At 34.5% G+C, this 13313-nt stretch carries 8 protein-coding genes; all 8 read right to left on the reverse strand.

Going from position 1 to position 13313, the window contains the following annotated elements; translation table 11 throughout:
• Positions 1 to 824 precede the first annotated feature (824 nt).
• Positions 825 to 1451: a hypothetical protein gene (locus Q4Q39_RS13975; protein WP_303283130.1), complete on the reverse strand. Its 627-nt coding sequence runs from the start codon at positions 1449 to 1451 to the stop codon at positions 825 to 827.
• Positions 1436 to 2581, reverse strand: a complete 1146-nt coding sequence (locus Q4Q39_RS13980) for an alpha-L-rhamnosidase-related protein (protein WP_303283131.1) — start codon at positions 2579 to 2581, stop codon at positions 1436 to 1438. Before Q4Q39_RS13980 ends, Q4Q39_RS13975 begins: the two co-directional genes overlap by 16 nt.
• A gap of 51 nt (positions 2582 to 2632) precedes the next feature.
• Positions 2633 to 4345, reverse strand: a complete 1713-nt coding sequence (locus tag Q4Q39_RS13985) for a hypothetical protein (RefSeq protein ID WP_303283132.1) — start codon at positions 4343 to 4345, stop codon at positions 2633 to 2635.
• A gap of 83 nt (positions 4346 to 4428) precedes the next feature.
• Entirely contained in the window at positions 4429 to 4743 is a 315-nt protein-coding gene (rhaM, locus tag Q4Q39_RS13990; protein ID WP_303283133.1) for an L-rhamnose mutarotase, read from the reverse strand.
• Between the two features lie 40 nt (positions 4744 to 4783).
• Positions 4784 to 6562, reverse strand: coding sequence for a hypothetical protein (locus Q4Q39_RS13995; RefSeq protein ID WP_303283134.1), 1779 nt, complete (start codon positions 6560 to 6562; stop codon positions 4784 to 4786).
• A 35-nt stretch (positions 6563 to 6597) separates the two neighbouring features.
• The gene (locus tag Q4Q39_RS14000; RefSeq protein ID WP_303283135.1) at positions 6598 to 8454 is read right to left on the reverse strand and encodes a beta-L-arabinofuranosidase domain-containing protein; all 1857 of its coding nucleotides are present in this window, start codon (positions 8452 to 8454) and stop codon (positions 6598 to 6600) included.
• Positions 8455 to 8556: 102 nt separating this feature from the next.
• Positions 8557 to 10062 (reverse strand): RagB/SusD family nutrient uptake outer membrane protein, encoded by a 1506-nt coding sequence (locus tag Q4Q39_RS14005; protein ID WP_303283136.1) that lies wholly within the window; start codon positions 10060 to 10062, stop codon positions 8557 to 8559.
• A gap of 12 nt (positions 10063 to 10074) precedes the next feature.
• The gene (locus Q4Q39_RS14010) at positions 10075 to 13212 is read right to left on the reverse strand and encodes a SusC/RagA family TonB-linked outer membrane protein (protein ID WP_303283137.1); all 3138 of its coding nucleotides are present in this window, start codon (positions 13210 to 13212) and stop codon (positions 10075 to 10077) included.
• Positions 13213 to 13313: the final 101 nt, after the last annotated feature.

Genomic DNA, 13313 nt, shown 5'->3' on the forward strand with positions numbered 1-13313 from the left:
GAAAACGTAATGATGTTCTCTAAATTGAGGATTTTTATAATGTAAGTTATAAGGCTTTGGTAAGACCACTATATTAATTACATCACTCGAATAGGAATATGAATGACCACCGAAAGCTTTAATCTTGTTTGAGTCAACAATTAAGATACATTGCTCACAATCATCAAGATCGTCATGTGAGAAAGCATGAGAAAGCGAGTGTGCAACTCCTATCTTTAACAAAGTAAAGACTAAGAGAAGTAAAATACTTTTTACTCTATGAGATGTAGTTTGACTCACAGCCCAAAGTTAAACAAAATCTTGTGAAAATTATGTTAATGTCGTGTTACGAAATATAAATTGAAACTATAGCCCTAATTTTATAAAAAACTTATGGAATCAAAATGGAAAATATAGACAAGTAAAATATGACATTTTCTCATAACCCGAAAGTCGCTAGTTCGAATCCAGTTCCCGCTACTAAGTGAGACTCAAGTACATTTTGTGCTTGAGTCTTTTCTTTTTTATTGTTATTGTGTTAGAAATTTTAAAAAATATTTCATCACTTTTTTATATTTCGACATTTTTGAAGGCAGATTTAGCTATAATTGCTTTTTCCTATTAATTTGATCTTTCAACTTTAACCCATATTTCGTCTGTAGTATACCTAACTTGAAGTTTATTTATTTCAGAATATAACTGTCGCTTTTTGTTTCCAGTTGATGATAATACTGATTGAATAATTTTTCAAGTTGTTTGGAAAATAAGTTTTGAAAACTTTATATCTAACTTTTGGAATAGAGTAGCTAATCTTTGGGAATCTGCTTATTTCTCAAATAGATTTATTATGGAATTATTTCTATTTCTTTAGGAACATCTATCTGAGATATTATTTCCCGTGATGTAGACTTAGTATGATGGACTTTAATTAGCCCATACTTTGTGGGGAACGTACCTTTTGCATAACTAAGATTTCCCAAATGAGGGTCTATTTTCACGGCGTTACCACCATTGAGTAAGGTAATGCCTAAAACATATTGTGAAAGCCACGGTGTTGGCCCACTTGCCCATCCATGGCATAGACTTTTTCGATATCCAACATAGCAATATCCTCCAAAACCTCCATGAATATCATCTTTGTCCTTAGGGATTAACTCATCAATTCTGCTAGAATTTTTAATATCCATAATATTAAAATCTTCCCAAAACGTTGTAGCTCCCAAATCTAACATTGCACCCCAATAGTTACGTATTATATTTAATGCACCGTTGTAATCTTTTGCTTTGGCCATAGCTTCCAAAATATAGTATCCGTAAAATGTTGACATTCCCTGTACTCCGTCCTTTTTAAGAATTTTTTCATTGATATGTTGCACATTTTCTAAACCAGCTAATCCTAATAAAGCAGCTGCTTGTTTAGTCGTATTTCCTTCAGGGTAATGAGATTTTAGCCTTTTTAAACCTCCATACATTCTTTGCTAAATTTCTGATCATTCAATTCCTTCATAAGATATGCTCCAGCCTCAAAAGTCATAATCATCATGGCCTGTAGTCCTGCATGAGTTGCCTTTGGATCTTCACTTGTTGGCCAGTCTAAAAAACGATGTCCATCAAGTTTTTCTGCGTTATCTTTATCAATAAAAGTTTCAAGCTGTTTTAGCAATTGCTTCATGTAAACCTTCTGTTCTTTCAAGTATGTAAGGTCTCCATAGTGTCTGTACCACTCTTTGTGAATTAATAACCACCACATAGAGTAAGAGCTAATACCATTCATCCATTGAGGCAAGGGATATTGGTCTCTGGCTATATCTAGACTTTTGGTTACCACTTCATTCATTCCAAAAACGGTTGATACTGTCATTACTTCTGGATGTAGATCGCCTACCCAAACTAATCGGTCCCTTTTAATTCCGTCCCATAAGTAGTCTTGCATGTTAAGATGAACAGTATATGCTCCCGTCAACCAGATAGTATTAAGCCTTTCATCACTACATTCGAAGCTGCCCAGATAAGGAATATCTCGGTAAACAAAAACAGCTTCAACTGATTTAATGGGAGCTATTTGCTTTTTTTCAACAACATCAATTCTTAAAAACCTAAAACCTGTTTTTCCAACTTCTATGCTTCCTAGCCAAGGCACCTCAATAATAAAATCTCTGAGTGAATGTTCGTTAGTTGCATTGTCTTCATAACCTATTTCAGACATTGCTTCCCCAACAGATTCACCAAAGCGTAATCTTAGTTTTAAGGGTGTTTTATCTTTTCGCATGCCCATTGAGATTTTCACACCTCCATACAATTCCTTTCCATAATCTAAAAGGATACCTGGTTTTTGGTCTTCCGTACTTATCAGTGTAAACAAGTTTTTATCGTTCACAGCTACCTGATTACTTCCACTTGCTAAAAGGGTTTCTTCATTTTTTATGAAAACATTGGTAGTATCTGTTTGCCAGACTATGCGTTTTGGAGTAAGTAAAGTCCTTACCATTGGAGATGATGTTGCCCTACTATGATAAACATCTTCAAAGACAGGAGGTAACTGCGCATAAAACGACTTACAGGCAAAAAAAATCATTACTAAAACCAACGGACTGTTTTTCATGAAAATTTTGTTATATTCATGTATGCTTTAAAAGATTATTTGCTTAGTACTTTATTCGGGAGTTATCCATTTACTCCAGTTAGGCTCAGCAAAAGATTGCCAAGTATGTGTTGCAAAATTTTCATTAAGCCATTTAGATGGATTTTGCTCAAACTGCCTCAATTTTTCCTTAGCTTCAGTAAACCCATTATTTATATCTTCTTGCAATAAAAACTTTATACGTTTACAAACTTTCTCGAATTGCTCTTTATCAGCACTAACAGTTCTTGCATTTTGTGATGCAATAGTAAGTGCAAAATGCAAGCCTTTAGCTTTTAAAGCTTTTGCCGTAACTTCAATAAAATCTCTTTGTTTTTTTATTTCTTGAGTCATTCCTTCGTTTTGGACAATGGCCTTATCAAAAGTTTTAACAGCCTTAAAGTTCAATTCTGCTGCGTCTTCTAATCGTAGACCGGCATCTTCAAATATCCAAGGATGGGCAACTTTAGTATCTGTCATCATAAAGTTTGCTCTACGATTGGCTTCCCATATCGGGGTATCCCAGGTGCCGTTCATAATTTTTACATAATTCCAAGGATGGGAAACTCCGCCTCCTCGTTGAAGTCCTAATGGACCAATAAGATAGGTTACATCCCAAGGATAAGCTACCACTCCTTGAGCTATATAATCCCAAGCTTCTATCATATATTCTGAACTTTTTTTACCATAAGGTTTAGCAATTTGCTTTAGCAAAGTATCAACAGATGCATCTGGATTTTTTAACCAAGCCTCAAGCATAGCAAAATTTACAGAATATGTAGAGGGCGCAAAACCATAATATTCTTTAATTCCAACTACGCCTTTCATATCCTTCCAGCCTTTCATTTGTTCGTAAATTAAGCGTGGGAAATAATCATCAATTTGATATAGAGGTTTATATAGGGTATGGTCAAACTCACCAACAACTGGGATGTTATTTTCATAGGCATATTGTACCAAACGTCTCAAACCCAAATCAGAGCTAAAAGACCCGTCATTGAACGGATACACTTCATTACTAGTAGAAGAGTTTAGCATTAATCCAAAATTTTCATGGTTTAATCGTTTCATGATATTAATGGTTTGCCCTTTTGAAATTTCCCAAGGTTTCCACCAAAGAGTTGTTTTGGTGTCTTTAGAACGGGATTCTTTCATAGCCGTATTAATCATGTTTAAGAAACCAGGTAACCTGTCATGAAGCGGAATTCCGGTACAACGGGGACATGGACCAAATTCACTACATAACCAAGCTTGTTGATCGTAGGTATATACTAAAATGTCATTGACTTCAGGAAAGTTTTTCATAAATTTCCTGATAAGCCCATCATATTTGGCAATTACAACTTTGTTCGTAATACAAGCAGGTTTGTAGGTTGCCATATTTAACATACGTGGTATTCCAAAATGGGCAAGAGGTTTCATGCCGTGTTTTACACATTGTTTTACACGAAATTTCCACTTATCCATTTGGGTAGAGTCTTCGTCTAAATCTTCAATATTTATAACTTCCCCACCTGGCTTACCTCCCCAAGCCAAACTCAATTGCACCATATTTACACCCAATTCTTTGAGATCTTCCATTTGTTCATCATCCCATTTTATATCTTCAATAACCATGGGGTTACCAACTAAGCCTACGAAAATTTCATATCCACCTCTTTCTTTGTTTGAATGATTTAATTTTTTTTGTGCGTTTACTGTAGCGCATAACATTAAACATAATGTTACACTAATAAATTTTTTCACTGTGAATATGTTTTAAATTTTATAATTAGAGTTAATAATCCTTAAACTAAGCTCAATTTTCAAAATAGCTTTTAAAAGGTAGATTATGGTAAATAAAAAACTTGCTTGAGTTCTATTGAAACAGGGCTATTATCATCGTTGGTTTCCATTAAATCAGACATATACTTCCACCATTTTTTACAAACATCTGTATTGGCAATTTCACTCCATTTTTCCTCTGATGCGACTTCTGCAAAAGCGAACAAAAAACTAGTTTCTTCTTCAAGAAAAATATTATAATTACTTACGCCATGCGCTTTTAAAACTACTTCTAATTCTTTCCAAATAGGGGTATGCCTCTTGATGTATTCTTCCGTCTTATCTGGAAAAACTTTCATTTTAAATGCTTTTCTGACCATTGTTTTTTGATTTTAATGACGTATTTATTTCTAAGCGCACTTACTTAGAAGTAACACTCCAAACTTGTCTTTTTCCAGTAAATGGCCCAGGTTGAAAGTATGTTCCTAGAAATTGATTTATATCGGATTCTAGAAGCTCTAATGCAGGCCCTACAAATTCTGAAGTGCCTTGATTTTCAATATCCTTTTGGAGTAAGGATTTTAATTCGTTTAAATTTGCGTCTTTAACTTTTCCAGTTTGCTCTAATGAACTTCTCATTAAAGCTGATAAATTTGTTTCTCTTATGTGATAAGTATATGATAGTAAAGCTTTGTGTAAACTTGTTAATTCACTTATGCCAGCATTAAAGCTGTCCTTAAATTCATTTGGAACGTTGTCCTTTATTTCATTGGCAATCGTTAGTGCTTTATCAATTTTTTCAGCACTTTTTTGAAAACGAAGTTGTGCATCTTCCAACATCCAGAAATGAGGGTCTTCAGTTTCACTAGTCCTCATAAATCCAGCTCTACGGTTAGACTGCCAAGACGGGGTTTCCCAGCTAACTCCTTTTAGAGTGGCCGCAGACATTAGGTGTATAGGGTCAATTCTGCCTATTTCCCTTGAATTCCAGGAAATGTCCCAAGGGTAAAGCTCAATTGCTTCAGATGATAATTCCCAATATTCAGAAACTTTATTTGAAATGGCTCCATAAGGTTTTACTAACTTTTTCAAAGCATCCTCATTCGAAATATCGGGGTTTGAAAAAAATATGGATGTCATTCGTAAGTTTGGGTCTTCTCTATTCGGTATGTTGCCGTAGTATTCTTTTATTCCTTTTAATTTCCCGGAGTTATTTACAGCTCTTATAGCTTTTAATGTAGCCAAAGGCGTTGGAATATTTATATAAGGTTCAACTTCTTCGGTTGCTCCACCCATCCAAACTTCGCCTAATACAGGTAAATTATTTTCATTTGCGAGATTTACTAAATTTCTAAACCACCTGTCTGCGGGTATAGCAATTTGAACTTCAGCAATACTTGAGTGTAAAGACAGGCCAACTGATTCCGAATCTAACTTTTCTACTGTACTAAACGTTTGTCCTGCTGAAATTTCCCAAGGCTCCCACCATAATCGACCATCGTTATTTAAGGACTTCCACGTTTTTGCCAATGTATTTACGAATTTTGAAACCCTCTCATCCAATGGTACGCCATGGCATCTTTCACATGGGCCATATTCACTACATAACCAAGCATTTTGATCGTACGTATAAATTAATAAATCATCTACTCCAGAAAATTCTTTATGAAAGTTTTTTATTAAAGTTGTGTACCTATTAATTGTGTGTTCACTTGAAATACATTGTGATAAGGGCTCATTTGCTGGGTAAGCTACAAAGGGCGCACCAAAATGAAATATACTCCTAAATCCATGTTTTTTACACATCTCGATTCTATGAGTTAATTCTTTTGCACGAGCTGAAATTTTATCTGATGTTCGTATAAAGGTTTTACTAGATCCAACGTTTTTGTTCAAAGTACTATCAATGTCTATTGGAAGTTTGAATTGTTCAGGCAATTCTAAAACATCTTCTAAGTTTAATGGATTACCTCCTGGTCTGTAACCCCAAGCAATATTTAATTGCATGGTGTTAAAGCCAAGATTTTTCATAATTTCCATGTTTTCATCAGTCCACTCAACATCAGGATAAGATGGAGCTCCCAAAAGCCCAACTTTGTATTCAACATCTTGACTCAAAAATGATTTTGGTGTGTTATTTTTTGTGTTGCAGGACACTATTATTAATGAAAGGACTAATGTGTATATTGTAATTTTCATATTGTTTGCCTTAATGCTATTGTATAAATTCGTTTTTATTTTGGTTCATAAGGTATCCAGGTAAAAACCTTTTTTCCTGTCCAACTGTTAGCGGATGCATAATCTATCATATCTATATAACCATTTTCTACAGGAACTTTGAATTGTAGTTTTATATGTTTATGAATAGGTTGAACTTCCTTTACTTTTACATATCCATTTTGTGAAATAATATGCTCAGGATGGTTATAGTTTTCATCCATATTTTCATCTCTTGTTAGCACAATTGGTCCTCTTTCTAAAGCTTTAAAATGATCTCCTTTTCTATTACTACCTTTTGGTGCATCAATGATTCGACATCTCATATCTAATTCTAATTCTATTGAATCTCCATTTGACCAAGTTCTATTAATCTCAGCATAAGTACCAGCACTTGCTGGATACGTTTTTCCATTAACTTTTAAACTGGTAACTGTACTCCATTTAGGAATGCGTAACTTCAAATTAAAAGAAGTATCACCCTTTTGTGAAACTTTAATTGTAATATTTCCAGATTTAGGATAATCTGTTTCGATTGTAAAATCAACTGTATGCTTTTCAGAAATAGCAACAGAAGCTTGACCTTTTTCATATAAATTTATAACTGGTCCAGAATCTGATTTCATTACTGCAACATAAGGTAAGTATGTCAAACCCATAGGGCCATTTAAGTTACAACATGTCATGTAAGTACCATCTACTATACCACCCCAACCTTTTTTGTTGGTTTTTACACCATTAAGTAAATTTACATAGCTAAAACCATCTCCTTCTGGTTTCATTGCTCCTAATAGACCGTTGTAAGCATATTTTTCAATCATATCTACTGTTAATGGGGCGCCTGTAAGTCTTAATAATTGAGAACATAATTTTAGCCAGGTTACACCAACACAAGTCTCCATCATCCTTTCCATATCGGGATTTGTTTGCTCAACTGCTGTATTATCCCATGCTTCACCCAAAACTTTTGGATGATAGGGCTGATCGCCACCACCATTTCCAATAAGTGTAATTTCCTTTTCAATAATATTGTGAAAAAGGTTTAAAGTGGCTTTTTTCCACTTTTCTTCCTTAGTAACTCTATAGTACTCCACAAGCCCTTCAAATAAAGACATCATTTCATAGGCTTTTGGATAGACTCCGCCAATTTTATATGGATCAATATTGTTTAATGCTCCTTCAATAATGTTATGGCCTTTGGCTCCACCTTCATTCACAATATAAGTTGCAAAATCTAAATACTTTCTATCTTTTGTAATGTTGTAGAGGCGCATTGTAGGCTCAAGTAATGTACTAGATTCAATATGATTAGGACTCCACCCCAAATCTAATATACTTGTTTTTGGAGGTAAACCTATTTGATTAACAATACAATCCAATTGAGCAATCATAGAATTTAAAACTGCTGGATCTTCTTCTACATTGGTGTAATATTGGTGCATTGCCAATAAAACATATTTACGCTCCCAAAGATCGCCTCCAGGGCCGTCTGGTTGATTTTCAACAGTTGAACAACTAATGCTTCCATTAGATCTAGAAGCACTCATCATATCTTTTACAGTTTTATCAAGAATATCCTTTAGTTTAGGGTCTTGAGTATACCTGTAAAACATGCATCCAGACCTTACTGCTTTACCCCACATTTCACCCTGCGCAAAGAAATCTCTTCCGTCACGAAATTTATTTACAAGAGCTGGATAAGGTACACTTTCTTTAATCCATTTATCTATAGACCTTTGAATAGCCTCTTCGAAAACATGCTCAAAATGAACAGAATTTGCAGGAAGAGCAGAGAAACTATCTTTTACTTGTGCCACTATTGTGTTGCATAGTAATATTACAACTACAATTATATAAAGACTTTTGTATTTCATTAACGTTCTATTTGATAGTGACTATTGCCAATATTAATTGATTGAAAAATTAAAAGCATGGGTATGCATTGATTTGCAATACCCATGTTTATAAATTTTAGATTAATAACCTGTATTTTGAGTTAAATTTCCGTTGCCTAGAGTAATTTGGGCTTGTGGTTTTGGAAAGAATTCCAGTCTTGGTTTGTAATACTGAGGTCTCCCTTGAAAATTAATCATTTCTTCCAATCTTTCAGTTCTTATCCAGTCAAACCAATTTTCTCCTTCACATGCAAATTCTAAAACACGCTCTCTGTACAACAATTGCCTAAATTCTTCTTTTGTGCTGGCATCTGTAGTTGTATAATCTGCTGGAGTAGCTCTTTCTGGCTCACCATTCTTTCCTTTTCTTGCTCTTTCTCGAACAGCATTAAGAGCATCGAAAGCTATTTGAGTAGGGCCGTTGACCTCATTTTCAGCTTCAGCAAGATATAATATTAGATTAGCAAACCTTAAATAGGTCCAGTTATTTGAATTGTCATTCCAAGTACTACCGGTACTTTGGAATTTTTTTTCAAGAAACAAGGAACCAAGTGGATCTGTATTGGTAGTAACCATTGTTACTTGTTTTCTATAGTCATCATCTTCAAAATAGGTTCTCAACCAGTCGTTAATAAGCAGCCCACTAACTGATGTTGGAAATGCAGATGAAATAAGCCCAGGAGTTTGGTCAAAATTAATTTCGTATACAGCTTCCGGACCGTTCTCGTTAGCTGGTTGACCTATAGTTACACTTCCTGTACCTCCAGAACCAGAAAAAGCAGGAGAAACAACTAAATAAAATAAATTTTGAAAGTCTGGCTCTAAAGAATAATTATATGGTGAAGCGGAAATAGAAGGGTTATTTGAATCTACAATTTTCTTCACTTGCTCTAAGGCTAATGCCCATTTAGAGGTGTCTTTAAGCGGATGACCAGCCATAAAAATATATATCTTAGCCAAAAGACCAGTGGCTGAACCTTTTGTTGCATAGCCATTTCCATAGGGATTCTCTAATCCTAATATAGTTTCAGCCATTTTTAAATCATCTACAATGGCTTCGTAAACTTCGGCAATTTCAGATTCTGGCAAAGAAGAGCCAGCCAAATCAACTGTTGGGCTTAAATGTAATGGTACTTTACCAAACAATCTTACCAAATCAAAATAAGATACAGCCCTTAGAAATAAAAGCTCTCCCTTTAGTGCATCTTTTTTCTCTTCGCTTTCAAATTCAATACCATCAATCCTATCTAAAGCCAAGTTTACGTTATTAATTAGTTTATAGTTGGCGTCCCATAACAGAGAAGAAAAAAACCAATTAGATTCGAATGATAGGTTCTCCCAAGGGTCACCAGGCCCTCTTTTGTAATCACCTGCAGGCCATGTTTGGGCATAGTGTATACCCCAGGAATACAAATCTAAACTACTATGTAATCCTATAGCTCCTAAAGTTGCAAGTTCTAAATCAGATTGTGATTGATAAAAATTGTTAGGAGAGATTGTTGTAAGTGGTACTTCATTTAATTCGTCTTCACATGAAGTAAGACAAAATAAGAATAAAGTTAGGGTTAAATAAATTATATTCTTCATAGTTTTTGTTTTTTAAAATTGTACTTCAGCTCCAATAGTCCACAATCTGGTTCGTGGATAACTACCTACATCAATACCAGGAGTAAGAACGCTTTGTCCGTAACCACTAACCTCAGGGTCATATCCGCTATAATTGCTAAATGTATACAGGTTTTGCGCCGTTAAACTAAATCTAAACTTAGTTTTGGAATTAGGTAGTTTATAATTATATATAAGCGATAATGTTTTAATCCTTAGGAAAGATCCATCCTCAATTAACCTATCTGAAGTGACATTGTTAACAGCTCCTGCTGAAGGACGAGGATAAAAAGCATCTGTGTTTTCTGGTGTCCAAAAATCACTTAAGTATTCTTGAGTAGGCACTCCGAAGAATGATCCATAAGTACCATACAATAAATTTTGATTTAAAATTTCATTTCCAAAATTTCCTACTAATAATGAATTTAGTTCCCAATTTTTGAATCTAAAATTATTGGAAATACCTATTGTAAACTCAGGAAACGCATTTCCAAGAAGGACTTTGTCATCATCAGTAATGGCTCCATCTCCATCGGTATCCTTAAATTTTAAGTCTCCCTCAAATGTTGACCCTCCAAAAGTTGGTGCTCCATTTGTTATATCCTCAGCAGTTAATAGACCATCTGTTTCATAGCCCCAAAAATCTCCTAACTGTCCACCAACTCTTAGTCTATGTGTGTAATCTGCTTGACCATTTTGTGCATTATAAAATTCTACGCCCTCACCTAAATCTACTATTTCATTTTCATTTCTGGCATAGTTAAATGCAAAATCCCACCCAAAGTTATCTTTGTTTATAATTTTACCAGACAAAGAAATTTCAAAACCTGTATTTTTAATTGTACCAAAATTTGACAGGATAGAATTGAATCCAGATTCAGAAGGAATGTCTTTAGCTTGTAATAAATCCTCGGTTTCTTTTTCGTATAGATCCATAGTAAGATTAAATCTGTTACTTAAGAATGACAGATCTAGCCCATAATCTATCTGTGTTGTTGTTTCCCAAGTTAAATCCTTATTTTCGGAAGTGTTAGTAACAATACCAGTTGCTTGACCATTTCTAAACCCGAAGTTTAAAGGGGCTAGGGTAGATAAAGATTGAAATGGGCTTATCGCTTGATTTCCACTTGTTCCGTAACTAAACCTGAATTTTCCAGTTGAAACTACCTTACGTAATTTCTCAAAAAATGATTCACTTGAAAATGTCCAACCCAAACCAACAGAAGGGAAGAACGCCCATTTTTTATTTTCAGCAAACTTACTAGAAGCATCTGCTCTACCTGTTAATGTCAATAAATATCTACCCTTGTAGCTAAATGAGCCTCTTGCAAATCCTGAAATTAAAGTAGATTCAACAAAATTTCTTTGAGGTATAGAAATATTTTGGTACAGAGGAATGAGGTAAAGACCATTATCTGTTGGAATACTTAAATTTTCAGCATTAAGTACTGCGCCTCTGGCGTTTTCCTTTTGAAATGTATTACCAACAACTACGTTTACATTGAAATCTTCTGTGTTTTTATTATACGTAAGGAAGTTTTCATTGATGTATGAATTTGTTCTCCAATCACTTTGAAATGTTCTTTGTCTAGCATCAAAACCAAAAGCCGTTAAGTTATTCCAATAACTATCATTGGCACTAAATGTTCTGTTGTATGCTGTTCTTACTGTAAAGTTTAAGTTGTCATTAAATTTGTAAATCAAATCCATACTACCCTGAAAAATATTATAACGCCTTTGGTTAATAGTATTCTCTAAATCTAATAGTGGGTTTAATAATCCTGAGGATGAACCTCTGTCAGGAAGAAGAAGAAAGACTTGATAAAGTTGATTATCCGTAGATAGTGCTGGACTTGTTATTAATGATTTTAGAATAGAACCACTGGGAGATAGACCTCCAGGTGTTGTGCTCTGATTTGTACTTTCCGCCCTATCATTTAAATCTGCTGAATAGTTAAGGTTAACAACTGCTTTGAATCTTTTATTCAAGTTAGCATCTAGATTTAATCTAAATGCCCCTTTTCTGTATTTTGAAAATTTAACGACACCTTCGTCTGTTAAATAATTTCCTGATATTAAATACCTTACTGAACTATTACCGCCACTTGCAGTTAACTGATAATTGGAAGTAACAGCGGGCCTGAAAATTTCTCTTTGCCAATCTGTACCTTCACCTAACTCCTCTGGGCTAGGAAAGACAACACTTTGTAAGCCATCAACGGTAAACCTTTCATCACCATTATAATAAGGTTCTCCACCAAGATTAGTGTTAGCTAAATTTATATGTGTTGCAAACTCTCTTGCAGTTGCAAGTGGTATAGATTTTGGTCTTTCGGCAAACGTAGTAAATGTATTGAAAGTAATATTGCTTTCTCCTGCTTTTCCTTTTTTTGTTTTGATAATGATTACGCCATTAGCACCTCTTGAACCATATATTGCAGCTGAGGAAGCGTCTTTTAAAACTTCAACAGACTCTATGTCGTTAGGGTTCAAGGAAGCCAATGCGTTCGTTGGAGCAAATCCATTTATCTCTTCAGCCGAACGCGAAGCATCATTAAATTGAGGTACGCCATCAATTACATAAAGCGGTTGGTTTCCTCCTGATAATGAGGTAGCTCCTCTAACTTGAATGTTAATACCTCCACCTGGTTCTGATGACGTGCTGGTTATATTTACCCCTGCCATACGTCCTTGTATGGCGTTTTCAAGGTTTGTAGTAGGGAATTCCTGCAACTCAGAACTAGTGACTTTTGAAGAAGATCCAGTAAAATCACTTTTTTTAACAGTACCATAACCAACTAATACTACCTCTGATAGTTCCTCTTGACTTTGCTCAAGATTAAAGTTAATCTCACGTCTTCCATTAATATTTTCTTCAATTGTTTTATACCCTAAAAAAGAAATTACCAGAATATCATCAGAATTTGCTTTAATTTCATAATTACCGTCAAAATCTGAAACGGTACCAGCATTTGTGCCTTTCACTATGATTGAGGTTCCAGGTAGTGGTAACCCTTTACTTTTTACTGTTCCAGATATTGTATTTTGTGCAGATGCAATAAAGCTTAATAAGAATAGAAAATAAAAGAGAATATGGCTTTTCTTCTCTTTAAATTTACCAATAATTTTCATAAAATTTAGTTTAAGTTGTTTTACACCTTAATATTAAGGTTGCTTCAAATTTATAGGGTAATGATCTATAAAGTATCCTGCACAATGCTGTAAAAAAGAAA

It is taken from the genome of Flavivirga amylovorans (assembly GCF_030540875.1).
In the GTDB taxonomy this organism is placed as follows: Bacteria; Bacteroidota; Bacteroidia; order Flavobacteriales; family Flavobacteriaceae; genus Flavivirga; species Flavivirga amylovorans.

Excerpts from the sequence above, each read along its gene's own strand:
- rhaM (WP_303283133.1), bottom strand. The coding sequence starts at position 4,743 with ATGGTCAGAAAAGCATTTAAAATGAAAGTTTTTCCAGATAAGACGGAA.
- Q4Q39_RS13995 (WP_303283134.1), bottom strand. The coding sequence starts at position 6,562 with ATGAAAATTACAATATACACATTAGTCCTTTCATTAATAATAGTGTCC.
- Q4Q39_RS13975 (WP_303283130.1), bottom strand. The coding sequence starts at position 1,451 with ATGTATGGAGGTTTAAAAAGGCTAAAATCTCATTACCCTGAAGGAAAT.
- Q4Q39_RS14005 (WP_303283136.1), bottom strand. The coding sequence starts at position 10,062 with ATGAAGAATATAATTTATTTAACCCTAACTTTATTCTTATTTTGTCTT.
- Q4Q39_RS14000 (WP_303283135.1), bottom strand. The coding sequence starts at position 8,454 with ATGAAATACAAAAGTCTTTATATAATTGTAGTTGTAATATTACTATGC.
- Q4Q39_RS13980 (WP_303283131.1), bottom strand. The coding sequence starts at position 2,581 with ATGAAAAACAGTCCGTTGGTTTTAGTAATGATTTTTTTTGCCTGTAAG.
- Q4Q39_RS14010 (WP_303283137.1), bottom strand. The coding sequence starts at position 13,212 with ATGAAAATTATTGGTAAATTTAAAGAGAAGAAAAGCCATATTCTCTTT.